The sequence below is a fragment of the Paenibacillus sp. Y859 genome (genome assembly GCF_056786405.1).
Genome location: NZ_JBXCIZ010000004.1, coordinates 14,686 through 38,997 on the forward strand (window position 1 = coordinate 14,686; position 24,312 = coordinate 38,997).

The 24,312-nt window shown below is 39.9% G+C and carries 27 protein-coding genes and 1 tRNA gene; 25 read left to right on the forward strand and 3 right to left on the reverse strand.

The features are described from left to right. Positions 1-111: 111 nt before the first annotated feature. A complete protein-coding gene (gene dnaA, locus AC1TO8_RS11125) occupies positions 112-1,458 on the reverse strand; it encodes a chromosomal replication initiator protein DnaA (RefSeq protein ID WP_482055693.1) in 1,347 nt (448 codons plus the stop codon). Positions 1,459-2,314: 856 nt separating this feature from the next. On the opposite strand from dnaA, the gene rpmH reads away from it, so the two are divergent. The 13 genes from rpmH to AC1TO8_RS11190 all read left to right on the forward strand — a co-directional run bounded on the left by rpmH (position 2,315) and on the right by AC1TO8_RS11190 (position 13,609). Beyond that, entirely contained in the window at positions 2,315-2,449 is a 135-nt protein-coding gene (gene rpmH, locus AC1TO8_RS11130; protein ID WP_482055694.1) for a 50S ribosomal protein L34, read from the forward strand. 2 nt (positions 2,450-2,451) lie between these two features. Continuing rightward, complete coding sequence (locus AC1TO8_RS11135; protein WP_482055695.1) at positions 2,452-2,646, forward strand: hypothetical protein; 195 nt, start codon at positions 2,452-2,454, stop codon at positions 2,644-2,646. 50 nt (positions 2,647-2,696) lie between these two features. Continuing rightward, complete coding sequence (rnpA, locus tag AC1TO8_RS11140) at positions 2,697-3,047, forward strand: ribonuclease P protein component (protein ID WP_482055696.1); 351 nt, start codon at positions 2,697-2,699, stop codon at positions 3,045-3,047. A 170-nt stretch (positions 3,048-3,217) separates the two neighbouring features. Continuing rightward, positions 3,218-4,009, forward strand: a complete 792-nt coding sequence (locus AC1TO8_RS11145) for a YidC/Oxa1 family membrane protein insertase (protein ID WP_482055952.1) — start codon at positions 3,218-3,220, stop codon at positions 4,007-4,009. Then, positions 4,006-4,698, forward strand: coding sequence for an RNA-binding cell elongation regulator Jag/EloR (gene jag / locus AC1TO8_RS11150; protein ID WP_482055697.1), 693 nt, complete (start codon positions 4,006-4,008; stop codon positions 4,696-4,698). Before AC1TO8_RS11145 ends, jag begins: the two co-directional genes overlap by 4 nt. Positions 4,699-4,866: 168 nt before the next feature. Then, on the forward strand, positions 4,867-6,243 hold the full coding sequence (gene mnmE, locus AC1TO8_RS11155; RefSeq protein ID WP_482055698.1) for a tRNA uridine-5-carboxymethylaminomethyl(34) synthesis GTPase MnmE: 1,377 nt from the start codon (positions 4,867-4,869) through the stop codon (positions 6,241-6,243). A 13-nt stretch (positions 6,244-6,256) separates the two neighbouring features. Continuing rightward, positions 6,257-8,143 carry a tRNA uridine-5-carboxymethylaminomethyl(34) synthesis enzyme MnmG gene (mnmG, locus tag AC1TO8_RS11160; protein ID WP_482055699.1) on the forward strand — a complete coding sequence of 629 codons (1,887 nt, stop codon included), beginning with the start codon at positions 6,257-6,259 and terminating at the stop codon, positions 8,141-8,143. Between the two features lie 3 nt (positions 8,144-8,146). After that, on the forward strand, positions 8,147-8,869 hold the full coding sequence (rsmG, locus tag AC1TO8_RS11165; RefSeq protein ID WP_482055700.1) for a 16S rRNA (guanine(527)-N(7))-methyltransferase RsmG: 723 nt from the start codon (positions 8,147-8,149) through the stop codon (positions 8,867-8,869). Between the two features lie 488 nt (positions 8,870-9,357). Continuing rightward, positions 9,358-10,176 carry a nucleoid occlusion protein gene (noc, locus tag AC1TO8_RS11170; protein WP_482055701.1) on the forward strand — a complete coding sequence of 273 codons (819 nt, stop codon included), beginning with the start codon at positions 9,358-9,360 and terminating at the stop codon, positions 10,174-10,176. A gap of 77 nt (positions 10,177-10,253) precedes the next feature. Then, a complete protein-coding gene (locus AC1TO8_RS11175) occupies positions 10,254-11,015 on the forward strand; it encodes a ParA family protein (protein WP_482055702.1) in 762 nt (253 codons plus the stop codon). Beyond that, on the forward strand, positions 11,008-11,847 hold the full coding sequence (locus AC1TO8_RS11180; RefSeq protein ID WP_482055703.1) for a ParB/RepB/Spo0J family partition protein: 840 nt from the start codon (positions 11,008-11,010) through the stop codon (positions 11,845-11,847). Before AC1TO8_RS11175 ends, AC1TO8_RS11180 begins: the two co-directional genes overlap by 8 nt. A 67-nt stretch (positions 11,848-11,914) precedes the next feature. Further along, the gene (locus AC1TO8_RS11185; protein ID WP_482055704.1) at positions 11,915-13,063 is read left to right on the forward strand and encodes an aminotransferase class V-fold PLP-dependent enzyme; all 1,149 of its coding nucleotides are present in this window, start codon (positions 11,915-11,917) and stop codon (positions 13,061-13,063) included. A 24-nt stretch (positions 13,064-13,087) separates the two neighbouring features. Beyond that, a complete protein-coding gene (locus AC1TO8_RS11190; RefSeq protein ID WP_482055705.1) occupies positions 13,088-13,609 on the forward strand; it encodes a DUF4446 family protein in 522 nt (173 codons plus the stop codon). Here AC1TO8_RS11190 and yyaC read toward each other — a convergent pair. After that, positions 13,563-14,168, reverse strand: coding sequence for a spore protease YyaC (yyaC, locus tag AC1TO8_RS11195; protein WP_482055706.1), 606 nt, complete (start codon positions 14,166-14,168; stop codon positions 13,563-13,565). The two genes, AC1TO8_RS11190 and yyaC, sit on opposite strands and share 47 nt — an antisense overlap. 133 nt (positions 14,169-14,301) lie before the next feature. Here yyaC and AC1TO8_RS11200 point away from each other — a divergent pair, with 133 nt between their 5' ends. The 4 genes from AC1TO8_RS11200 (at position 14,302) to AC1TO8_RS11215 (ending at position 15,860) form a co-directional block, all read left to right on the forward strand. Continuing rightward, positions 14,302-14,550 (forward strand): putative Se/S carrier protein, encoded by a 249-nt coding sequence (locus tag AC1TO8_RS11200; RefSeq protein ID WP_482055953.1) that lies wholly within the window; start codon positions 14,302-14,304, stop codon positions 14,548-14,550. 18 nt (positions 14,551-14,568) lie between these two features. Next, positions 14,569-15,465: a mechanosensitive ion channel family protein gene (locus tag AC1TO8_RS11205; protein WP_482055707.1), complete on the forward strand. Its 897-nt coding sequence runs from the start codon at positions 14,569-14,571 to the stop codon at positions 15,463-15,465. A gap of 24 nt (positions 15,466-15,489) precedes the next feature. After that, the gene (locus AC1TO8_RS11210) at positions 15,490-15,705 is read left to right on the forward strand and encodes a DUF951 domain-containing protein (protein ID WP_438348365.1); all 216 of its coding nucleotides are present in this window, start codon (positions 15,490-15,492) and stop codon (positions 15,703-15,705) included. A gap of 64 nt (positions 15,706-15,769) precedes the next feature. Continuing rightward, positions 15,770-15,860 (forward strand) — tRNA-Ser (locus tag AC1TO8_RS11215). Positions 15,861-16,340: 480 nt separating this feature from the next. Here AC1TO8_RS11215 and AC1TO8_RS11220 read toward each other — a convergent pair. Continuing rightward, positions 16,341-16,535 (reverse strand): YjzC family protein, encoded by a 195-nt coding sequence (locus tag AC1TO8_RS11220; RefSeq protein WP_482055708.1) that lies wholly within the window; start codon positions 16,533-16,535, stop codon positions 16,341-16,343. 191 nt (positions 16,536-16,726) lie between these two features. Between AC1TO8_RS11220 and rpsF the strand changes: the two genes are divergently transcribed. The 8 genes from rpsF to AC1TO8_RS11260 all read left to right on the forward strand — a co-directional run bounded on the left by rpsF (position 16,727) and on the right by AC1TO8_RS11260 (position 24,194). Continuing rightward, on the forward strand, positions 16,727-17,011 hold the full coding sequence (gene rpsF / locus AC1TO8_RS11225; RefSeq protein WP_482055709.1) for a 30S ribosomal protein S6: 285 nt from the start codon (positions 16,727-16,729) through the stop codon (positions 17,009-17,011). A 47-nt stretch (positions 17,012-17,058) separates the two neighbouring features. Next, the gene (gene ssb / locus AC1TO8_RS11230; protein WP_482055710.1) at positions 17,059-17,544 is read left to right on the forward strand and encodes a single-stranded DNA-binding protein; all 486 of its coding nucleotides are present in this window, start codon (positions 17,059-17,061) and stop codon (positions 17,542-17,544) included. A gap of 21 nt (positions 17,545-17,565) precedes the next feature. Further along, on the forward strand, positions 17,566-17,838 hold the full coding sequence (gene rpsR / locus AC1TO8_RS11235) for a 30S ribosomal protein S18 (RefSeq protein ID WP_438348368.1): 273 nt from the start codon (positions 17,566-17,568) through the stop codon (positions 17,836-17,838). 633 nt (positions 17,839-18,471) lie between these two features. Beyond that, a complete protein-coding gene (locus AC1TO8_RS11240) occupies positions 18,472-20,214 on the forward strand; it encodes an ABC transporter substrate-binding protein (protein ID WP_482055954.1) in 1,743 nt (580 codons plus the stop codon). A 94-nt stretch (positions 20,215-20,308) separates the two neighbouring features. Continuing rightward, entirely contained in the window at positions 20,309-21,271 is a 963-nt protein-coding gene (locus tag AC1TO8_RS11245) for an ABC transporter permease (RefSeq protein ID WP_482055711.1), read from the forward strand. A gap of 12 nt (positions 21,272-21,283) precedes the next feature. Continuing rightward, on the forward strand, positions 21,284-22,207 hold the full coding sequence (gene opp4C, locus AC1TO8_RS11250; protein WP_482055712.1) for an oligopeptide ABC transporter permease: 924 nt from the start codon (positions 21,284-21,286) through the stop codon (positions 22,205-22,207). A gap of 32 nt (positions 22,208-22,239) precedes the next feature. Further along, the gene (locus AC1TO8_RS11255) at positions 22,240-23,229 is read left to right on the forward strand and encodes an ABC transporter ATP-binding protein (protein WP_482055713.1); all 990 of its coding nucleotides are present in this window, start codon (positions 22,240-22,242) and stop codon (positions 23,227-23,229) included. After that, entirely contained in the window at positions 23,226-24,194 is a 969-nt protein-coding gene (locus tag AC1TO8_RS11260; protein ID WP_482055714.1) for an ABC transporter ATP-binding protein, read from the forward strand. Before AC1TO8_RS11255 ends, AC1TO8_RS11260 begins: the two co-directional genes overlap by 4 nt. The last annotated feature ends 118 nt before the right edge of the window (positions 24,195-24,312 follow it).

Sequence of the window (24,312 nt, forward strand, 5' to 3'; positions counted from 1 at the left end):
TCTTTTATTAGTAATAGTAATAGGCGCAGTGGATATGTGTATAAGTCCAAATAGATTAATAAAGCCAAGCCTATCCACATGTGTATAGATTGTGCATAGGCTTGGACTTGTTCAGGTAGGATTTTTAATGGTATCTATGAGATTGTTGACCACTTTAAATAGCTCTTGGTCTACCTTGAGTAATTGAGTAATTTTCTCATGAGCATGAATGACGGTCGTATGATCTCTACCACCGAAAGCATCACCAATTTTAGGTAAAGAGAAATCGGTTAACTCCCTTGAAAGATACATAGCAATTTGTCTAGGGAATGCGATGGCTTTTGTCCGCTTACGCGCTTTAAAGTCTTCCATTCGCATGTTGTAGTATTCTCCAACCTTTTGCTGAATATCCTGCATTGTAATCATTCGAGGGCGGCTTGAAGGAATAATATCTTTAAGCGCCTCTGCAGCTAGATGAGTCGTTACATCTTGATTCGTCAGCGATGAATAGGCTACGACACGGATCAAAGCACCTTCTAATTCACGTATATTCGTGTCGATCTGATTCGCGATATACATCATTGCTTCATTGGGAATATCCAAGTTTTCAGCTTTTGCCTTTTTACGCAAAATCGCAGTTCTCGTCTCGAGATCTGGAGGTTGAATATCCGTAATCAAGCCCCATTCAAACCGAGAACGTAAACGTTCTTCCAACGTTGGAATTTCCTTCGGTGGTCTATCGCTAGAAATAATAATTTGTTTGCGTTCTTCATGGAGGGCATTAAACGTATGGAAAAATTCTTCCTGTGTAGACTCCTTACCTGCAAGGAACTGGATATCATCAACTAGGAGAATATCAACACTACGATATTTATTGCGGAAATTTTCCGTACGATTGTCTCGAATGGAATTAATAAATTCGTTCGTAAATTTCTCTGAAGATAGATAGACCACCTTACTGTTTGGATTGTGTTCCAGCACATAGTGACCAATGGCATGCATCAAATGCGTTTTACCGAGTCCAACACCACCATATAGAAACAGTGGATTATAGGCTTTGGCTGGAGCTTCTGCAACAGCTAAAGATGCTGCATGAGCAAATCGGTTACCTGATCCGATAACGAATGTATCAAAGGTATATTTGGGATTAAGCATGTGGGTCATAGATTCTTCATGTGAAATTTGAGGTTGTGGAGAGAAGAAAGAAGGCACGGTTTCTTCAATTTTGGTCTCTTCAATCACAAATTTAACATCAAGCTGCTTACCAACAACTTCAAATAGAGTGGAACCCACCAGTTTGGTATAGCGACTTTCAAGCCATTCGACAGCAAATGTCGTAGGGGCAGATATAACAATGGTTTGATTATTCATTGAGGTCGCTTTTGTTGCTTTGAACCAAGTATCAAAGCTGGGCTTACTTAGCTTGGTTTGAATAATAGATAAAATTTGCTGCCATAGTTCGGAAGTATGGCTTTCCACAGATATTGTCACTCCTTTAAATCATCCAAATATGGCTCAGGCCATGAGAGGAAATGTCGAAATAAAACGAAAATGGATCTATTTATCCCCAAAACTCAGAAGCAGAGAAACATAAAAAAATGGATAAATTGAAATTGTTCACAACTTTATCCACAGCCTGTTGATAGTATTGAGGCATAACACATGTATTCACATCAAAAAGTATTACCATCATAGCAAAATAACCGCTTGATTTCAATGATTGGTGGCATTTTATCCACAAACCCAATAACTTGTGTATAATTTTTATGCACACCACAAGATATTGTTTATATTATGTTAAAATTTCGACAGCATCTTGTAAAATGCAAATAAACTTATGCACAGCTTGTGCTAGAAATAATCGAAATTCAGATTATTATGAACAAGTGGATAAGTTTATATTTTTATTTTATTTATAAATGACCTGTGGAGAACTTTTTCTAATCCTTACGAATTATCGATGGAGGAAGCTCCCTGAGAATGAAGCAAGTGCATAAAGAAATGCTTCTGTTGGAAGATCAGCCAAGGTAGAGAGAAATAAGTACATGGTGGATGACAGCTAACATAGGGGGAATATTTGAAAGTCAGCTTTTGTGAGTTATTAAGTGTCGTTTGAGCAACTAAAATAAGCTAAATAGAAATCATGGTGGATTTAGTGAACTTTTTTACTATTAATATAGTAGAAGATGACTTGCTAAGACTTGATTAGGAAGATTATAATTAGGGGGAGGAAGTTGACATTTACGTGTCTACATGGTTATAATGTGTAAAGGCATTTTCGTGATTATGAGAATGGTTAATCTATGATATAAATTCCTGTAAGGGGGTGCAATACATGGGACCGACTTTTAAACCAAATGTGAGTAAACGCGCTAAGGTTCATGGTTTCCGTAAAAGAATGAGCACGAAAAACGGCCGAAAAATTTTGGCTGCTCGTCGCTTAAAAGGCAGAAAAATATTGAGTGCATAAATGTGAGCGTGCATGAAGACCACTCAGGTGGTCTTTTTTTTCTTAAATATGGAGTTGTATATATAGAAGAAGAAATAAATATTTTAAATTTGAGTTCAAAAATTCAGGTTTTCAGCACTAAAGCATTTGTTTATGATGCTGCGTTTCCTCGAAACGCTTCAGAAGATTGGTTTATGGGTTCTGAAGAATGCCTATAATATATGTAGGAAGTTAAATTATAATAATGAAGTGAAATTGGGAGAGACTCGTGCATAAAAGTTTACGTTTACGAAACCGGGCTGATTTCAGTCGCGTATATCGTCATGGAAAGTCATTTGCCAATCATCAATTTGTTGTCTATTGGTTCCGCAAAAAAGAAGTAGATCAATTTAGAGCTGGTATTTCAGTCAGTAAAAAAGTAGGGAATGCGGTTGTTCGTAATCGTATGAGAAGATTGGTGAAGGAAATTGTGCGTCATCATGATTCAGAATTGATAGAACATATTGACCTCGTATTTATTGTACGTAAAGGTGCTCTAAATATGACCTATAAGGATCTAGAGAAGAGTATTCTGCATGTGTTACGCAAAGCGTCACTTTTGAAGACTATGAAGCAATGAAGCTATATTTATTTGTCCCTTGGAATATGATATGATTTACTATGAAATGTAAGCGTTAAGAGAGGGGTTATCGAGTGTCACGACTGAAGACTAGAGTGGGAAGGAAATGGATCCTCCTCAGCATGATGATTTTTGCCATGACCATATTAGCAGGTTGTGGAACAAATGGAATGGCTGCGAAGACCACGGATCAACTACTTGAAGGTGGATTTTGGCAGAGAAATGTTGTTTACTGGTTCGCTACAGCACTTGATACGTTCGCCAGTTGGTTCGGTGGTCAATATGGACTAGCCGTACTAGTAATGGTGATTATTGTTCGGACACTTATACTTCCATTAACCATTAAGCAAGTAAAAAGTTCGAGAGCGATGCAAGCTATTCAGCCTGAACTCGCTAAGCTTAAAGAGAAGTACAAGGATAACCCGGAACAACAACAACAGGAAACGATGAAGTTATTTCAAGAGAATAAGGTAAATCCAATGGCAGGGTGCTTACCCTTAATTGTTCAGATGCCAATATTTATCGCTCTCTATAACTCTATTTATGGAAATGAATTATTACGTCATGGTGAGTTCTTATGGTTACAACTTGGAGAACCGGACAAAACATTTATTCTTCCCTTTTTAGCTGCTATTACGACATTCTTTCAGACTAAAATGATGATGAAGATGAACCCGTCACCACAACAAGGTGCTATGAAGTTCATGATGATGGTCTATCCGGTATTGATATTCTTCATGTCATACAATTTCCCATCTGCGTTACCGTTATATTGGTTCTTCAGTAACTTGTATACGTTAATACAGAATTACTTCCTTTATCGCAACAATCCTAACACAGCTAATGTTTCTGGTGTTGCTGTAGCAGGTAGTAAATCGAATATTAAAGGGAGCCAAGCTAAGGGTAAAACAAATCATAATCATCCTAAGAAGAAATCGAAGGGGGCAAAAAGGTCTAAATGAGCAACGTCATCGCTTCAGGAAAAACCGTTGAAGAAGCTGTAAATAAGGGACTTTCCAAACTCGGTGTTAGCCAAGACCGTGTTACGGTGAATATACTTTCGCAGCCGTCAAAAGGATTCCTGGGACTGATTGGTGTCAGGCAAGCGAAAGTAGAACTTACTTTGCTTCCAGAAGTAGCACCAAATTCAGTTACCGAGACGGTGAAACCTCTATCTGAATCTAGCAATCATGATTTAGTAGAGGGAGACCCTTATGCCATAGCAGTACAATTCATTCTTGATGTTGGTAAAAGTATGGGGCTAGACGTGCAGGTGGAGATGCAGCATTCAAGAGAAGCTACAACACTTCATATTTTTGGACCTGATTTGGGACTTATGATTGGTAGAAGAGGCCAGACGCTGGATTCTCTTCAATACTTAGCGAACATCGTAGCCAATCGTGCATCGAGTAGTTATATAAGAATTATTCTTGATGCTGAGAACTTCCGCGAACGTCGCAAGAAGACGTTAGAAGAACTTGCAGATCGTTTGGCAGGACGTGTGATTCGTTCTCATAAAGAGGTTGTGCTTGAGCCAATGTCCCCTCAAGAGCGTAAGGTGATTCATGCCAAGCTTCAGGATCATAAACTGGTAAAGACCTACAGTAAAGGCGAAGATCCTAATAGGCGTGTAGTCATTTCGTTAAGGTAACGAGATTAAATAGATAGAATGAAATTAAGGTGAACGCTAGTGAATATAAACTTAATTTCAATCTATCGGATAGAATGAGCTTAAGTTCATTCTGTATAGATGCAATGACTCTCTGGGAAGTGAATTAGAGTCATTGCTTTTTATATTTTATAGGGAGAGGTGACACTGTTGATTAGTGATACTATAGCAGCCATTATTACAGCGGTTGGAGAAGCAGGGATTGCGGTCATTCGCGTCAGTGGGCCGGATGCGATTGTAGAAGTAGAACGAATATTTAAAAGCCGGATAAAGCTAACTGAAGCTGACTCGCATACTGTTCATTATGGACATGTTATTAATCCTCACACAGGAGAAGAGGTTGAAGAGGTACTGACTACTGTGATGCGGGGACCTCGGTCTTTTACAACGGAGAATGTCGTGGAGATCAGTGCGCATGGTGGTGTAATCTCTGTTACGCGTGTGATGGATTTGTTATTGCAACAGAATATTCGATTGGCTGAGCCAGGTGAATTTACAAAGCGTGCCTTTCTGAACGGACGAATTGATTTATCACAAGCGGAAGCCGTTATTGATCTTATTCGCTCGAAATCAGATCGCGCCTTCTCTATTGCATTGAAACAAGTGAAGGGTGATCTTTCCCAACAAATTAAAAACCAAAGATTTACGTTGATTGAGACGATGGCTCATATTGAAGTAAATATTGATTATCCAGAGCATGATGTGGAGTCGATGACGTCTTCTTTTATTATGGAAAAGTGTAGTGAGGTTATGGAAGAAATTACGAAGTTATTAAAGACATCAAAGGAAGGCAAAATTCTTCGCGAAGGAATCACAACAGCCATCGTTGGTCGTCCTAATGTGGGGAAGTCCTCTTTGTTAAATACATTAGCACATGATAATAAAGCGATCGTAACGGATATTCCGGGAACGACACGTGATGTCATAGAAGAATTTATTACGATTAACAATATTCCATTAAAATTACTAGATACGGCGGGAATTCGTGATACGATGGATGTTGTTGAGCGGATTGGCGTAGAACGATCTAAGAATGCTGTGAATGAAGCAGATCTGATATTGCTTGTTTTAGATGCAAGTCAGCCTCTTCATGAGGATGAATTGGTATTAATGGAACAAATCCGTGGTAGACAATGTATTGTTATTACGAATAAAATGGACTTAGAATCCAAGATAGATATAGATGTAGTAAAAGGAAACTTCGATGAGGCATCTATTGTTCAAATGTCTGTAAAGGATCAAGAAGGTGTTGATGCATTGGAGAATGCCATATCAAAGTTATTCTTCAGTGGTCAATTGGAATCAAATGATTTGACTTATGTAAGTAATGTTCGACATATTGCCTTATTAAAGAAGGCACATCAGTCATTACAAGATGCCTATGATGCTGCTGAACAACTTATTCCGATAGATATGATACAGATTGATGTGCGATTGGCTTGGGAACAGCTTGGAGAGATTATTGGTGATACAGCGGGAGAATCTCTGCTAGATCAAATCTTTTCACAATTTTGTTTGGGCAAATAGAGGGGGTAGGACGATGAGTTATGTAGGAAGCAATTATGATGTGATCGTGATTGGAGCAGGTCATGCTGGGGTTGAATCTGCCTTAGCTGCTGCTCGAATGGGCTGTAAGACATTGGTTATTACGATCAATTTAGATATGGTGGCCTTTTTGCCTTGTAATCCATCGATTGGTGGACCTGCAAAGGGGCATGTTGTGCGGGAAGTTGATGCACTTGGTGGTGAAATAGGTCGAAATGTTGACCGAACATTTATTCAATTGCGGATGCTCAATACAGGAAAGGGACCTGCTGTGCATGCACTACGGGCCCAAGCAGATAAATTTAATTATCAGCATACAATGAAGGAGACGTTGGAGAAGGAACCGAATCTAACGCTACGTCAGGGAATGGTTGATGAGTTAATCGTTGAAGATGGCCAATGTGTAGGTGTCCTAACGATGACGGGGACTGAATACCGAGCTAAATCGATCGTGTTAACGACAGGCACTTATTTACGAGGCAAGGTGATTATGGGTGAGTTAACTTACGAAAGTGGGCCTAATAATCAGCAACCATCAGTAAAACTAGCAGAGAATTTACGTGAGCTTGGCTTTGATCTCGTACGTTTCAAGACAGGAACTCCGATGCGTGTGCATAGAGATACGATTGATTTCAGCAAGACGGAGATTCAACCAGGGGATGATAATCCTAAGTTCTTCTCTCATGAAACTGAATCTTCTACGAATGAACAACTACCTTGTTGGTTAACATATACGACAGCTGAGACACAGGAGATTATTATGGCGAATCTTGATCGTGCGCCTATGTATTCCGGCCTTATTGAAGGAACAGGACCACGTTATTGTCCATCTATTGAGGATAAAGTTGTCCGGTTTAGTGATAAAGCAAGACACCAAATCTTTCTAGAACCGGAAGGTAAGAACACGGCAGAGTATTATGTTCAGGGCTTGTCGACTAGTATGCCAGAGGATGTACAAATTGCTATGTTGCATTCTGTTCCAGGTCTGGAAAAGGCAGAAATTATGCGCAATGGTTATGCTATTGAATATGATTCTATTGTACCTACGCAACTATGGCCATCGCTAGAGACGAAGAAAATCCCGGGGTTATTTACTGCAGGTCAAATTAATGGAACATCTGGCTATGAGGAAGCAGCAGCACAAGGGATTATTGCTGGAATTAATGCTGCGCGTAAGGTGCAAGGCAAAGAGTCCATTGTACTTAGTCGCGCTCAAGGTTATATTGGAGTATTAATCGATGATTTGGTTACAAAAGGAACAAGTGAACCTTATCGACTATTAACATCACGTGCTGAATACCGATTATTGCTTCGTCATGACAACGCTGACCTACGTCTTACACCGATTGGACATGAGATCGGTTTGATATCAGATGAAAGATATGAGAGATTTCTTAAGAAAAAGGAAACGGTTGAACTTGAAGTTGAACGTTTGCGTGTAGAGAAGGCGAGACCAAGTGAAGTGAATGCACTCTTGGAAGCATCGGACTCATCTCAAATTCAGGATGGTAGCAGTATGTTAGTTCTTTTGCGTCGACCTGAAATTAACTATAGTCATATTGAGCAACTGTCACCTTCGCCTTATGAATTAACTGAGGAAATGAAAGAACAAGTTGAAATTCAGATTAAATATGCAGGGTATATTGAAAAGCAAATGGCGCATGTGGAAAAGCTACAGAAGATGGAGAAAAAGAAGATTCCTGATTCTATTATATATGAAGAAATAAAGGGACTGGCTATTGAAGCACGACAAAAGCTAGCTAAGATTCGTCCGCTTTCAATTGGCCAAGCTACACGGATTGCAGGTGTTACACCTGCGGATATATCTGTCTTACTGATATATTTGGAGCATTATAACCGAGTAACTGCGGCAAGGGGGTAGATGATGGATACTATACAACTGTCATTTACCAGTCGTCTGCAGGAGCACGGGATTACGCTAAGTGAAATACAATTAAATCAATTTGAAACGTATTTCAAAGAGTTAGTCAGTTGGAATGAGAAAATGAATTTAACGGGGATAACCGAGCGGGAACAAGTATATACGAAACACTTCTACGATTCTATATCTCTAGCCTTCTTTATGGATATGAGTAAAATAAAGACATTGGCTGATATCGGATCAGGAGCAGGATTTCCAGGCATTCCGCTGAAGATTTGTTTCCCAGAGCTACAATTAACAATTATTGACTCACTTAATAAAAGGATATCATTCCTTAAAAATATCGTAGAGAAGTTAAATCTCACAGGTGTTGAACTCATTCATGGTAGAGCAGAAGAATGGGGACAGAAACAAGGGTATCGAGATCACTTCGATTTAGTAACGGCTAGAGCAGTAGCAAAGTTAGCATTACTGAATGAATGGTGTCTACCTTTTGTACGTGTGGATGGGACATTTGCTGCAATGAAAGGTAGCGATCCTACGGAAGAAGTAAAAGAAGCGACATATAGTTTCAAACAATTAAAAGGTAAACTTAGTAAAGTTGAGAAATTCATTCTCCCTGTGGAGGAAGCTGAGCGACATATCGTTTTTTCTCAGAAGAAGGCTGCTACACCTCAGAGATATCCAAGAAGTCCAGGTGTTGCAGCTAAAGCTCCTCTTATATAAAAAGCCAATATAATGTTTCACGTGAAACATTATCGAAAAAAAGGACTATGTCTTTCCTATAAAGTAGGAGAGCGTATAGTCCTTTTTTTTATAGTATTAGTAAGTGAAAGTATCACGCGATACTCTGTTTCCTATATTCGCACTAAACCGAGTACCGTGTTTGAAAAAGGACAGCTTAGCTGCTTCTATGTGATTTAATGAAACATCGCGTGATATGTTTATATAATCAGTAAAAAATGCAAATAATGGTGCTGATAGAATAGGATTATATCGAAAAAGATGATAGAATAGGTTAGAAGGAATCTCATGCAATACAATGCGGAAGATTGACTCTTACAAAAAAGTAGAATGTCCATAAATATACAAAACATAGGTTCTTTTTTGCTTTGTATAGTGTTTAGAAGGCTCTAAAGGCATAGTGGTCTGAAATGAATAGATTGATCCACGGTGATTCGGAGCTATTATGAAACTAGGTGGTAATATACGGAATGAAAGAACAATTTTCTAAGTTATTTGGTCTAACTGAACGGAATAATGCGGATGAAGTGAAACAAATTCCGGTTGAGGAGATCGTATCCAGTCCATATCAACCACGTACTATTTTTGATGAAAGTAAAATAGATGAGCTGTGCCAGACGATTAAAACATTAGGAGTTATTCAACCGATTGTTGTTCGTTTCCGTAATGACAAGTATGAGCTTGTTGCAGGGGAACGCAGATGGCGAGCCGTTAAGAAGCTTGGACTTGAGGTCATCCCTGCTATAGTCCGTGACTTTAATGATTCACAGGCAGCCTCTATCGCATTAATAGAAAACTTGCAACGTGAGGGATTAACATCCATTGAAGAGGCTGTAGCTTATCAGAATCTCATCGAATTACATCAATTAACACAAGAAAGTCTGGCCCAACGTTTAGGTAAAAGTCAGTCTACCATCGCGAACAAGGTTAGGTTGTTGAATCTTCCTGAAACGGTAAAGTTAGCTTTAATGGAACGGAAAATATCAGAACGACATGCACGTGCTTTATTATCACTTCCAACTGAAGAGTTACAACTTAAATTATTATCAGAAATTATAGCTAAAGAATTGAACGTTAAACAGACAGAAGCTAGAGTTGCTTATTATAAAGAGACTGTTCATGTTAAGAAATCAAAGCGTATATCATATTCTAAAGATGTTCGTCTCGCATTAAATACCATTAGACAGTCTATTGATATGGTATCTGGATCTGGAATGTCAATTAAGACGACCGAAAAGGACCATGAAGATCATTATGAAATTGTAATTAAAATTCCTAAAAGATCATAAGAGGTAGAAGCGAAATAGGCCCAACTCATATCTCACAGCCAACATGACGAGTCTAATATATTATTGAGGTGAAATAAGTGTCCAAAATTATTGCCATAGCAAATCAAAAGGGTGGGGTTGGGAAAACGACCACTTCCGTGAATCTGGGTGCTTGCTTGGCTTCCTTAGGCAAAAGAGTGCTTCTCGTTGATATTGATCCACAAGGGAATACAACAAGTGGAGTTGGTATTAATAAAGCTGATGTTGAGAATTGTATTTATGATGTCATTATTAATGAAGTTCATCCTAAAGACGCCATCGCTCATACCAATGTAGAAGGCCTACATATTATCCCTGCTACGATTCAATTGGCTGGAGCGGAAATAGAATTGGTCCCTACCATTTCTAGAGAACAACGGTTGAAGAAATCATTACATTTAGTTAAAGATATGTATGATTATGTTCTGATTGATTGTCCGCCATCACTCGGGATATTAACGATTAATTCACTTACAGCAGCTGATTCCGTGTTAATACCTATTCAATGTGAATATTATGCGTTAGAGGGCTTAAGTCAGTTACTTAATTCTATTAGGTTAGTTCAAAAGCATCTAAATACGTCATTACAAATTGAGGGCGTGTTATTAACAATGTTTGATGCTCGAACAAATCTGGGAATCCAAGTAATTGAGGAAGTTAAAAAGTATTTTCAAGACAAAGTATATAGAACCGTCATCCCTAGAAATGTCCGTTTGAGTGAAGCACCATCTCACGGGCAATCCATTATTACGTATGATCCACGCTCTAAAGGAGCAGAAGTTTACTTAGAGTTGGCAAAGGAAGTGGTTTCTTATGAGTAAGCGCTTGGGAAAGGGATTAGATGCTTTAATTCCATCACTTTCTATTAATGATGACGATAAAATTGTAGAAATCCCGTTGAGTCAGTTGCGTGCTAATCCGTATCAGCCGCGCAAAGAATTCAAAGAGGAAGCTATTCATGAATTAGCAGAATCTATTCGTCAACACGGTGTTATACAACCTATTATCGTTCGTAAAGTTCTTAAAGGATTTGAGATTATTGCTGGTGAGCGTCGGTTTCGAGCGTCTCAATATTGCGATAAACCTACAATCCCAGCAGTTGTACGTAATTTTAGCGATCAGCAAGTGATGGAGATTGCTTTAATTGAGAATTTACAACGTGAGAACTTAAATGCGATGGAAGTTGCTGTAGCATATCAAGGACTGATGGAGCAATATTCATTAACACAAGAGGAACTGTCATTAAAAGTAGGAAAGTCTAGATCTCATATCGCTAACTTCTTACGTTTGCTGGCGTTGCCTGAGGAAGTTAAAGACTATGTTTCACGTGGAACATTATCAATGGGGCACGCAAGAGCTATCGTTGGAATTAAAGATACAGCAATCATTATACAGTTAGCTAAACAATGTGTTGAATATGAGTGGAGTGTTAGAGAGTTAGAGGAGACGGTGAAGAATTTAGATCGTAAGCCCGCTGAAACTCCAAAATCAACAATGAAGAAAATTGATCCCTATATTGATCATGTAGAGGAGTCACTTCGAGATCGCTTTAGAACGACAGTGAAAATTAAACAGAATAAAGATAAAGGTAAGATTGAATTGAATTATTATAGCAAGCAAGATTTAGAACGACTGTTGGAATTGTTGCAATAGTTGTAGATGGTGTAAATGCAGAGAGACATATCTGAGTTGGGGTGTGTCTTTCTGTGTCTTGAGGAGGTTGAGTCCAATGATTTACTTAGATCACGCGGCAACATCATGGCCTAAACCACCAGCTGTAATTCAAGCTATGAAGGTTGCAATGGAGGAGTCAGCGGCTAATCCTGGAAGGGGAAGCCACGCGATGGCCGTTAAGGCTAGTCGTGTTCTTTTCGAAAGTAGGATGCAATTGGCTAAACTGTTCTGTGTAAGAAATGCGAATGATATTGCCTTTACCAATAATACAACCCTTGCACTGAATATGGCGATAAAAGGGTTCCTACAAGAAGGAGATCATGTCGTTGCCACAATGGTAGAACATAACTCTGTTCGTCGTCCGTTAGAGTATCTGAAGAGAACGCTAGGGATTACGGTGGATTATGTACGAGTCAATGGAAAAGGTGAGTTGAATCTTCTTGATGTAGAGGTTGCATTGAGACAACCTACACGTTTGGTTGTGTGCACACATAGTTCGAATTTATTAGGAAGTATACTGCCTGTTGAAGAGATAGGTGCATTAGCCCACAAATATGGTGCGATCTTCTTGGTGGATGCGGCACAGAGTGCGGGGATTCTGGATATTGATGTGGAGCGGATGAATATCGATATGATGGCTTTTCCAGGTCATAAGGGGTTGCTAGGACCTCAAGGGACTGGAGGCTTGTATATCGCTCCTTATGTAGAATTGGAACCGCTTATTCATGGGGGAACAGGAAGCCAGTCTGAGGAGAAGGAACAGCCTTCTGTTCGTCCTGACCGTTATGAAGCAGGGACACCCAACACGGTTGGAATTGCAGGTCTACAAGTAGGAGTTAAAAAGGTGATTGAACTTACCCCTAAGCGGATATATAGTCATGAGTGGAATCTTACTCAACAACTTATGGATGGATTGGTCGATATACCAGGCGTTGCGTTATTAGGCCCCAATAAGGGAGATCCACGCACGGGTATTGTTTCTTTTGTGGTAGATAAGTATGACTCATCTGAGATGGCCTTTCGACTAGATCGTGAATACGGTATTGCTGTAAGGGCGGGTTTCCATTGCACCCCTCTTGCTCATTATGCCGTACATACGGATAAAAGCGGTGCTGTACGTGCTAGTGTAGGAGTCGATACGACAGAAATAGAAATAGACATGTTAATCAAGGCCATGAAACAAATGTGTAAATGAAACAGGAAAAGGAATGAAGCATCCATGTCAGATCTCAATGATTTAATCATAGAACATGTAGCGCTATATATTGGAATCATTATGTTTATTGTATTGGTATTGTTAATCTTGATGTTCATGCAATTATTTAAATTAAATAAATTGCGTCGTAGATATGAGCAGATGATGTCTGGCGATGGTGTGGAAAATTTAGAGGGTCTCCTAATTGATCTGAAGTTACAACTTGATCGGTTGCAAGAGGATCATGGTCAACAGCGAGAAACGCTAGAAAGTACGTTGAACAAGATGCAATCGGTAAAAGGGCATGTTGGACTGATTAAATACAATGCATTTGAAGAACGTGGTAGTGACTTAAGTTTCTCCGTTGCGATCATCGACGATCACTCTGATGGTATTGTTCTTACATCGATCTACAGTAGGGAAAATTCCTATATATACGCTAAACCGCTTAAACAAGGCGATTCAACATACACATTGTCTACAGAAGAGAAGCGAGCGATTACTCTCGCAAAGCAAACATTGTTGAGTGGGATTTCCACTCTTTAATCGCGGTGTATAAACTAATCGCAATAATATCAGATAAGCGCATAACTAAACTTAAACGTGTGTTCTGCAAAACAAAGTATTCCATGAAGCCGCCGACGTTAACGATTCCAGTTAGATGGATATCGCCTACAGGCGGTAATTGTTTATGTACCCCAGCTCCTGGCGCGAGAGGACCATCTATGATCTGGATACAACCAATACTAGAAGATTGTCCTAAACAGGCATCAATACCGATAACGAATGGTTGATGATAAGTCTTATATATAGAAGAGATATTATCCTGTAGATTAACCGCATGGACAGGGTCTTCTAATGTACCGTAAATATGAAATAGTGGACTCTCATAACGGGATAATAAAGTGCCTACGAGTGGACCGAGACTATCCCCTGTAGATCGGTCGGTACCTACACATACTATAATAATAGGCTGACCCTCTTTTACCTGAGAAAGATGGAAGAGCAAGCGATGAGTGAGTGTTGAATGGATTTCAGGATCGGTATGTGGTATTTTTAAGCAAGAAGGTTGCTGATTTGGCATTGGTTTGGAAAGAGGACTCATAGGATCTTCCTTTCATTGGCAGATAGTAGTATCTAGTATATGGACGAAGAGGGTTATTTATACGTAGGTTCTATTGAATCTATTAATTTGGATGATGAAATAGGCTATAAATTAAGAAATGGGAGGCTGAATGATGGAAGAAGGGCTTCTTATTGCGTTTGATTCCACGCAGCAGGCGTTACGAGCTGAGATGTTGCTGGAATATGCAAATATTGAGATTGACTTGTTTCCAACACCTAAAGATGTTACAGCTGGATGCGCATTATCTATTCTTTTCCCTAGTGAGGAGTTAGCTGTTGTTCAGAACATCATTGAACAAGAGAAGGTTGAGATCCGCGGGATATTTATGAAGAACAACTTAGAGCATTATGAAGCCATTTAGATGTAAGGAGGAACAGTCTTGCCATACTTGGATGTTGAAAGTGTAGATCCAGAGGCAGTCATTGTGGAGGTGCTGAGATTTAAGGATAAGGTATGGAACTGGCTAACGGATGTGGACATGTGGATGTCCGTTCTCATTGCAGGCATACGAATTATTATCATTATTTTGCTTAGTCGTTTAATAATTAAGATTGTATACAAGTTAATCGATCAATCATTGGCTCGTCAGGAGAATAGTAAGCTGAGAATGAATCCGCGTAGATTTGTGACTGTGAGTGGATTAATGAGGAATATTACTTCTGTGGCGTGTAACTTTATTATGGTTTTGATTGTTTTGGCTGAGTTTAATTTTGAATTAGCTCCGTTACTTGCGGGAGCAGGGGTGTTGGGTCTAGCCATCGGGTTCGGAGCACAAAGTTTAGTTAAAGATGTGATTACCGGATTCTTCATTATACTAGAGGATCAGTTCGCAGTGGGTGATGTGATCCAGACAGGTACTTTTAGAGGTACAGTGGAAATGATCGGCATTCGGACAACTCGGATCGTAAGCCATACGGGTGAAGTTTATATTTTGCCTAATGGAGGGATTACTACGGTGACTAACTTTTCATTATCTAATGCCTTGGCAATTGTAGATATCCCTATGAAGAATGAACATCATCTTGAAGATACGCTTAAACTTATACAGCGAGCGACAGAAGGGATGATCGAAGGTAGGATGGAAATGATCAGAACGCCTGATGTGCTTGGTATCCAAGCCTTAAGTACAAGTGAATATGCAATTCGTATTGTAGCAGATTGTCTGCCCAATACTCGTGACGAGGTTGAACGTCAAATTCAGATGGTGATTAAGCGGGCTCTTGAGGAAGAAGAGTCTTTACAATTAGGGCTGGTGGAACAGAACAATCCACAGTAAGAGAAGGCGGGAAGGAGTAGAAAAATGGAACGTAAAGTATTTCAATTAGGCGATGTTGTACAGATGAAGAAGCAACATCCATGTGGGAGTAATGAAATGGAGATCATCCGTATGGGGATGGATATTCGAATTAAATGTGTAGGTTGTCAGCACAGTGTACTTGTTCCGCGTGTGAAATTTGAGAAGAATATGAAGAAGGTTCTTCGTTCTACGATACCTCCATCAGAAACGATGGAATAAAGGGCTTAGCGAGTAGTTTGTAATTGCAATTTCATGCTCTTCACGGTATAATAAACTCTGCTGTGGAAAGGTACCCAAGTGGTCCAAGGGGGCTGACTCGAAATCAGTTAGGCGTCGCAAGGCGTGCGTGGGTTCGACTCCCACTCTTTCCGCCATTACTATTTTTCCTACGTATATAAGACCTTCCACTTCATGTGGAAGGTCTTTTTTGAAAGATCAGGCTGGAATAAGTGCCCGAATGACACTTATTTATCAGGATAACCCAGTTTATTTAAATATGACTGAAAGCCAATGTGGTTTCAACAGATGTGAACCAAAGAAGGACCCATAAGGGCCCTTCTTTGTAGCGGTGCGTGTCGATTTGGAATTCATCTACAGTCACATTTTACAGTGAAACTTCGGATTTCCGGTGATTTGTTTGAAATACAAGAAAAGTTTAAGCTTTACGCTAATTCTTGCTTATATCTCTCACAGACACAGATTTCGACCCCCAACTTAATGTAAGGCTGATGTTGTATCTGCTTGACTAAGTAGTCCAACGGAACCACACCTCTCTCATGCACCGCTTGCTAATATTATGATTAGGTAAGAGGGATCTTATACATGAACTTAATAAAAATTTATTTTAGCGATAATTAATGTGACTTTCCTTTGTCTTTCATTTTCCACTTTCGATTCTGGTTGCTCGTGTTAGGGAATCGTTCTCCCTTTTGAAGCTTAACATGCTTAGGGTCTAGAATGGGAGTATCAATACCGATTTCCCCAAACTCCATGTAATGACCGTTCTTTGGGGCCTTGTCTCCCGGTCTAAATTCTGTATGTTCGCCCATTATGATATCCTCCTTGAAATAAAAAATGGATTACCCCATTAGTGTGTACCAGTTACAAAGAATCATGTGTCCAATGATTGGACTTGCGTACAGCATGACAATTAGGTATAATGTTTAGGTGCGAGTTAACGCTCGCTCCTTGCTCCTGACGTTAGATCAGGGGCCGTGAGACCATAAGGAGGTGAAATGATATGCGCAAATATGAAGTAATGTACATTATTCGTCCTGATATTGAGCAGGATGCAGTCCAAGCTGCAGTCGAAAAATTCCAAGGCATTATCTCCAACGGTGGGGAAATTACAAAGCATGATGTAATGGGTAAACGCCGTCTTGCGTATGAGATTAAGAAATTTAATGATGGTACTTTCGTTCTAGTTAACTTCAACGGTACACCAGAAGTTATTAATGAACTTGAGCGTCTAATGAAAATTTCTGACGATATTATTCGTTATCTCATTACCAATGATGTTGCTTAATTCGTTTTTTGCTTTGTAGTTAAATCGCTTGAGGGAGGGGACTTAATTTGTTGAATCGTGTCATTCTGATCGGCCGATTAACGAAGGATCCAGAATTGCGCTACACACCTTCAGGGGTAGCGGTTACGCAATTTACGCTTGCTGTAGATCGTTCATTTACGGCTCAAGGCGGGGAACGCGAAGCGGATTTCATTCCGATCGTAACCTGGAGACAACTTGCTGAGACTTGCGCCAACTATTTACGTAAGGGCCGTCTGACGGCAGTAGAAGGACGCATTCAAGTGCGTAATTATGAGAATAATGAAGGTAAACGTGTATACGTCACCGAGATTATTGCTGATAATGTTCGTTTCTTGGAATCATCTAACCGCGAAGGCGGAAGTGGTGGAGGTAATACTGCAACACGTGAAGAGCCTTCAAACGGTGGCGAGGGGCGCGGAAATCAAGCCTCACGCAATACAAACAACAATCAAGATCCTTTTTCCGATGACGGAAAACCGATAGATATTTCGGATGATGATTTGCCATTTTAATTATGGAAGGGACTGACTAGCATGGCTTTTAAACCAAGAGAATCTGCTGATAACGATAAGAGACCGGCACGCCGCGGTGGACGTAATAAGCGTAAAAAGGTATGTTTCTTTACTGCTAACAAAATTACTCACATTGATTATAAAGATATCGATTTGCTTAAGAAGTTTGTTAGCGAACGCGGAAAGATTTTGCCGCGTCGTGTAACAGGAACTAGTGCAAAATATCAACGTGCTTTGACAATTGCTATTAAACGCTCACGTCAAATCGCTTTGATGCCATACACTACTGAATAGTAGTCTATACTTGTACATGAAAGAGACAGCTGCCTAGAGGCGGCTGTCTTTTTTTGTTTGAAAGAATAGACTTTTTTGAAGAAATGCATAAATCTATCATGCGTAGCTAATATATGAGAGTCAAATAACAGTGTCATTTATTGTGGAATATTAGCGAAAACACCAGAATGTTATATAATCTAACGCGTATTATTACATAAACCGACAAAAAACTAGAATAAGTGCTATATAATATAAAATCTCAAATACAATTATGGAAGTTAATGAAACATAATGAAGTGTATGCGGTTTTATTTTAAATGGAAGTTACACAAAAAATAGGTTGACGTGAGTTATTATAACACTGTATGATTTACATTAATTTAACAGAGGGATTAATTCCCTTATCACGCTATTATTGACCGTTGGTTTATTTCGCTTTAAAGCGTTAGTGTACTGTCTGACTATTGTGAATGCACAATGGAGGAAAATTTAACATCATGAAAAGCATCTATAAAGATTAGTATCAGCCATTCCAAGATGATCCGTAGGAGGGTGATTAATTAACATTATAGGATTCTTTCAGAATATGAATAGTTACATGGTGTTAAATAATCTCGAGGGGGACTTACTTTGAAGAAGAAACTATCAAGTATGATGCTAATACTCTTAGTTATGATTACCATTTTGTCAGCATGTTCAGGAAATAATATCGCAGAACCAGCTAAAGAAACTCCACCAGCTACTGAAACGATCAAGCCTGCGGAACCCGCAGAAACAGTAGAACCGGTAGCGACGGATGAGGGGAAGAATGATGGTGTATTCCCAGCTAGCGACCTTTCGCTGAACCCAGCGGCTGCTGCGAATCGTGCAGACACACTCATTATTGGTATGGTAGCTCCCAATGGTACATTTAACCCGTTATTCTGGTCTACAGCTTACGATAAATATGTTGTTGAAACCGTATTCGATAGTTTCCTTATCGTTCAAGGGGATGGGACGTACAAAGAGCATCTTGCTGAAAGTGTGGATGTTTCTGAAGATGGGTTGAAATATACATTTAAGTTGAAGTCAGGTATTAAGTATAGTGATGGAACGCCGGTCACAGTCAAGGATATCTTGTTCGCACTAAAAGTGCTTCATGATCCAACGTATGATGGAGAAACGGATATTCTATCTTTAAAAGTTGCAGGTGGTCAGGAATTTCATGATGGTAAGTCCAAGGATATTTCTGGTGTAACCATTATTGATGATAATACAATTGAAATTAATGTTACTGAAAAAACAGCTATTACAAGAACTGATCTGGGTGAAATTTACTTCATGCCTGAATCTTACTATGGTAAAGGGTATGAATTTGGTAAATTGGATTCAATTAAAGAACTGAATGATAAACCGATTGGTAGCGGTAAATACATCATGAAGAATCATGCTGCAGGTCAAGAAGTGGTATTTGAGGCAAACGCAGACTACTTTGCTGGTGCTCCAAAGGTGAAGAACTTGATCTTTAAGGCAACAACAGATGATACGAAGCTTGCGATGCTTCAAGCTGGTGAGATCGATATGGATATGGTTACAGTGAATGAGGATAATGTAGAAGAATTACAAATATTAGGATTTCTAGATGTTCATATATTCCCAACTAATGGATATGGGTATATTGCTTTTAACCATAAGGACAATAAATTCAAAGATGTTAAGGTTCGTCAGGCTTTAACAATCGGTCTGAACCGTAAAGAAGTTGTAGAAGGTTCTTTTGGTAAATATGCAGATGTAATCAATGTTCCAGAATCAAAAGTAGGTTGGGCTTACACAGATGAAGGTATTGAGTCGTATGACTTCGATATTGAGAAGGCTAAATCACTTCTTGATGAAGCAGGTTGGATAGTTGGAGCGGATGGTATTCGTGAAAAAGACGGAGAAAAGTTCAAGATTAACTTCTCCGCAACAGCAGATAACTCAGTTGTAGAGGCATTGCTTCCAATCATGACGAAGAACTACAAAGATCTAGGTGTTGATATTTCTTCAGAAACACTTGATTTCAATGCTATTATCGCTAAGCAAAAAGCTGGAAATTTCGAAATGTACTTCGCAGCTTGGGGCTTGACACCAGATCCAGATAACACGGTGTATACTTCTGATGGTGCACAGAACAATATCGGTTATGGTAGTGCTAAAGTAGATGAGCTAATGAGAAAGGGAAAAGTTGAACTAGATCAAGAAAAACGTAAAGAAATTTACAAAGAAATGTATCAAGAGCTTAATGCTGATCTCCCTTACATCTATATGTATCAAAGAAGAGATATGTGGCCTATTAACGGAAGAATTAAAGGGTTCGACCTTACTCCATATAAGAACTTTACGTATAGCCTGAACCAAGTGGAAATTGCACAATAATAATCATAGAACAAGAAGAATAGAAGAATAGAAGGATATATGCTCAGCCCCTAGGGGCTGAGCATATATCCATTATAAAGTCAGGAGGAATAATATGAGGCAGTACATATTCCGTAGACTGCTGCAAATGATTCCGACACTCATTGGGATCACTATGATTGTGTTTGCAATTTCCCGTATGGTTCCAGGAGATTATATTACGGCTAAAGCCTCTCCTAATATGACAGCAGAGAAAGAAGCACAGCTTCGTGAAATCTACGGCCTAGATAAGCCAATAGGTAAAGCTTATATTGACTGGGTGGGAAATATGGCTGTAGGTGATATGGGTGATTCGCTACAACATAAGAAACCGGTCACCAAGGTCATTGATACGTATGTTTGGAATTCCGTTGTCATTGCATTTACAAGTTTAGTATTAAGTTGGATTATTGCTATATTCGCAGGGGTGTTCTCTGCTAAATTTCAACATTCATTCTTGGATAAGATGATTACGCTGTTTATATTTCTCTGTATGTCGCTACCTTCGTTCTTCATAGGACTCCTACTTATATTAGTAGTCAGCCTAAATCTCGGGCTTACCCCTGTAGGAGGTATGACGACAGCAGGACTTGGGGCTACCGGATGGGACTATATCATGGATGTAGCTCATCATATGCTCCTACCGACTATTGTGTTGACGATGATTAGTACGGGGAGTCTTACACGCTATTTCCGTACCTCTATGCTGGAAGTCATCCGTCAGGATTATATTCGAACAGCGCGGGCAAAAGGGCTGAAAGAGCGAACGGTTATATTCAAACATGCCCTACGTAATGCGATGATTCCTGCGATTACTTTACTTGGATTTGAACTACCTGCTTTGTTTGGTGGCGCGATTATACTGGAGAAGATATTTATTTGGCCGGGGATTGGCCAAGTATATCTAGGATCTATCAGTATGCGTGACTATCCGTTTATGCTCGGGTTCACGATATTCCTTGCTGTACTAACATTGCTAGGCAATCTGCTCTCCGACGTATTATATGGAGTTGCAGATCCAAGAATTCGCCTGAAGTAGGAGGAGATTCAGTTGTCCGTAGACATAGCCATAAGGGAGACAAATGTACAAGTTACAACGAAAGCATCCTCTTCTCCATGGAGATTGGCGATGCGCAGATTTGTGAAGAACAGGTTAGCATTAATGGGACTTATCATACTAACATTTATGTTTATACTCAGTTTTGTAGGTCCGTTGCTATCCCCCTATAGTGTGGGGGACTATAGCATTGCTAATAAGAATTTAGCACCTCATTGGGCTCATTGGTTAGGTACCGACAAGCTAGGGCGAGATATTCTGCTTAGAATGATGCTCGCCGGTAGGATCTCTTTGACTGTTGGATTAGTGGCTACGTCCATATCGGTGGCCATCGGAGCAACGCTAGGCGCGATTGCTGGGTTTTATCGTAAAGGAATTGACGCGGTCATTATGCGTGTTGCTGATATATTCATGGCACTACCGACACTGCCAATACTGATCATTCTGGGTGCGGTGTTATCTGATCTCAAAGTAGATTCTGGCAATCGTATATACTTTCTTATGTTGATCATTGGTGTTTTGGGGTGGACGGGTCTATCTCGACTTGTACGAGGACAAATTTTATCACTTCGAGAGATGGAATTTATGCAAGCAACAGAAGCCCTTGGATTACGTGATCGTCGTAAAATATTTCGGCATCTGATCCCTAATGTTGTTCCCATTATTATTGTCTCTGCCACATTGGGAGTGGCGGGAGCCATCCTGTATGAATCAGCTCTGAGTTTCTTAGGAGTTGGTGTAGTACCTCCAACGCCATCATGGGGGAATATGATCTCAGCAGCGAATAATATGATTGATTTCCGTAAAAGGCCATGGCTGTGGATTCCACCAGGAATGTGTATTCTTATGACCGTTGTTGCGATCAATCTTATCGGTGAGGGCCTTCGTGATGCCCTGGATCCAAAAATGAAGAAATAGGGCACCTATATGCTTAAGATAGGAGATGCGATATGGCTAAGAATTTAGTAGAATTCCGTAACTTGAAAACGCATTTTCATACATCCGATGGAATTGTAAAAGCGGTTGATGATGTTAGTTTTACAATTCGCGAAGGCGAGACACTTTGCGTCGTTGGAGAATCGGGATGTGGTAAAAGCGTCACAGCGATGTCTTTGATGCGGTTGGTTGAGACGCCTCCGGGAAAGATCGCTGGTGGAGAGATTTTGTTCGAGGGTAAAGATATTTTGAAAATGAATAAGCGTGAAATGAGCTTCATCCGTGGAAATGAAATCTCAATCATTTTTCAAGAACCGATGTCATCTCTTAATCCGGTATTGACTATAGGTGAGCAGATCGCTGAACCCATTATTCTTCATCTCATGATGAATCGTAAAGAGGCTCGTATTAAGGCGATTGAACTCATTGATATGGTTGGTATACCACGAGCGGACAAAATATATCATTCATACCCACATGAATTAAGTGGCGGTATGCGTCAACGGGTCATGATTGCGATTGCTCTTAGTTGTAATCCGAAGCTGCTTATTGCTGACGAACCGACTACTGCGCTAGATGTCACCATTCAAGCGCAAATACTAGATTTAATGCGTGATATCAAGGATAAGCTGAATACTTCCATTATGTTGATCACTCATGACCTCGGTGTCGTGGCTGAAATGGCTGACTATGTTGTTGTGATGTATGCAGGAAAGGTGATTGAAGAGGCGCCGGTATTGGAGCTGTTTAAAGAGCCTAGGCATCCTTATACGCGGGGACTCTTGAAAGCAAAGCCGATTATGAATCAAGAACAGGAACGATTATATTCAATACCCGGACAGGTTCCTAATCCGGTTGATCTAGGAGATAACTGCCATTTCCATGAACGATGCGAGTTCTGTATGGATATTTGTACAACGAAACAACCCCCCTTCCGTTCACATGCAAATAAGGAACATAAAGTAGCCTGTTGGTTATATGAAGAAGAGAGGGAAGTACAATGAACGAATCATTGCTGGAAGTCGAGCATCTTAAGAAGTACTTTCCCATTACCGGCGGAGTATTCTCGCGGACCGTAGGACATGTCAAGGCGGTAGATGATATTTCATTTCATATTAACAAGGGGGAGTCGCTTGGTCTTGTAGGTGAGTCTGGTTGTGGTAAAAGCACGATTGGCCGTACAATACTTCGTTTGCAAGAGAAAACTTCGGGAACTGTGTTGTTCAAGGGAGTAGATATTTATAAGCTGCGAAAGGATAAACTACGTAACCTTCGTCCGAAGATACAAATTATATTTCAAGATCCTTATAGTTCACTGAACCCAAGAGTTAAGGTTGGTGAGGCTATAGGTGAAGCACTCTTTGATCATGGCATGGTCCATAACCAGAGAGAACTGAAGGAACGTGTCCTGGAGACGATGAATATTTGTGGATTAGCTAGCTATCAATATAATCGCTATCCTCACGAATTTTCGGGTGGGCAACGTCAAAGAATAGGTATTGCACGTGCACTAATTATGAATCCTGAATTTATCGTAGCAGATGAACCGGTATCGGCACTAGATGTATCTATCCAAGCACAGATTATTAACCTACTAAGTGATTTGCAGCAGGATAAGGGTCTTACATACTTGTTCATTTCTCATGATCTGAGCGTGGTGGAGCATCTCTGTGATCGGGTGGGGGTTATGTATTTGGGATCTATGGTGGAGATGGCTCCGAAAAAGGAATTATTCAGAAATCCACTACATCCATATACAAAAGCTCTAATGTCAGCGATACCGATTCCTGATCCTACATTGAAGCGGGAACGGATTATTCTTAACGGGGATATACCAAGCCCGGCAAATCCTCCGACTGGATGTAAGTTCCACACACGTTGCCCTATTGCTGCAGATATTTGTAAACAAGAGAATCCTGAGTATCGAAATGTAGGTAATGATCACTTTGTGGCATGCCATTTTGTATAGGTTACATGAACTCTTTTACCACCACATTACTTATATTTCCGCTGAAACGGGTGCCGTCTTTGAAAAAGGACGGCATTGCCGTTTCTACTTGTGTGTACTATTAAATAAATTTAGCGTT

Excerpts from the sequence above, each read along its gene's own strand:
- yyaC (WP_482055706.1), bottom strand. The coding sequence starts at position 14,168 with ATGAGTCCTCTTTCCAAACCAATGCCAAATCAGCAACCTTCTTGCTTA.
- AC1TO8_RS11220 (WP_482055708.1), bottom strand. The coding sequence starts at position 16,535 with ATGGGCGAACATACAGAATTTAGACCGGGAGACAAGGCCCCAAAGAAC.
- mnmG (WP_482055699.1), top strand. The coding sequence starts at position 6,257 with ATGAGTTATGTAGGAAGCAATTATGATGTGATCGTGATTGGAGCAGGT.
- AC1TO8_RS11255 (WP_482055713.1), top strand. The coding sequence starts at position 22,240 with ATGGCTAAGAATTTAGTAGAATTCCGTAACTTGAAAACGCATTTTCAT.
- noc (WP_482055701.1), top strand. The coding sequence starts at position 9,358 with ATGAAAGAACAATTTTCTAAGTTATTTGGTCTAACTGAACGGAATAAT.
- jag (WP_482055697.1), top strand. The coding sequence starts at position 4,006 with ATGAGCAACGTCATCGCTTCAGGAAAAACCGTTGAAGAAGCTGTAAAT.
- AC1TO8_RS11145 (WP_482055952.1), top strand. The coding sequence starts at position 3,218 with ATGGCTGCGAAGACCACGGATCAACTACTTGAAGGTGGATTTTGGCAG.
- AC1TO8_RS11260 (WP_482055714.1), top strand. The coding sequence starts at position 23,226 with ATGAACGAATCATTGCTGGAAGTCGAGCATCTTAAGAAGTACTTTCCC.
- AC1TO8_RS11210 (WP_438348365.1), top strand. The coding sequence starts at position 15,490 with ATGGAACGTAAAGTATTTCAATTAGGCGATGTTGTACAGATGAAGAAG.
- AC1TO8_RS11240 (WP_482055954.1), top strand. The coding sequence starts at position 18,472 with ATGATGCTAATACTCTTAGTTATGATTACCATTTTGTCAGCATGTTCA.
- rsmG (WP_482055700.1), top strand. The coding sequence starts at position 8,147 with ATGGATACTATACAACTGTCATTTACCAGTCGTCTGCAGGAGCACGGG.
- rpsF (WP_482055709.1), top strand. The coding sequence starts at position 16,727 with ATGCGCAAATATGAAGTAATGTACATTATTCGTCCTGATATTGAGCAG.
- AC1TO8_RS11200 (WP_482055953.1), top strand. The coding sequence starts at position 14,302 with ATGGAAGAAGGGCTTCTTATTGCGTTTGATTCCACGCAGCAGGCGTTA.
- rpsR (WP_438348368.1), top strand. The coding sequence starts at position 17,566 with ATGGCTTTTAAACCAAGAGAATCTGCTGATAACGATAAGAGACCGGCA.
- AC1TO8_RS11190 (WP_482055705.1), top strand. The coding sequence starts at position 13,088 with ATGTCAGATCTCAATGATTTAATCATAGAACATGTAGCGCTATATATT.
- AC1TO8_RS11245 (WP_482055711.1), top strand. The coding sequence starts at position 20,309 with ATGAGGCAGTACATATTCCGTAGACTGCTGCAAATGATTCCGACACTC.
- AC1TO8_RS11180 (WP_482055703.1), top strand. The coding sequence starts at position 11,008 with ATGAGTAAGCGCTTGGGAAAGGGATTAGATGCTTTAATTCCATCACTT.
- rpmH (WP_482055694.1), top strand. The coding sequence starts at position 2,315 with ATGGGACCGACTTTTAAACCAAATGTGAGTAAACGCGCTAAGGTTCAT.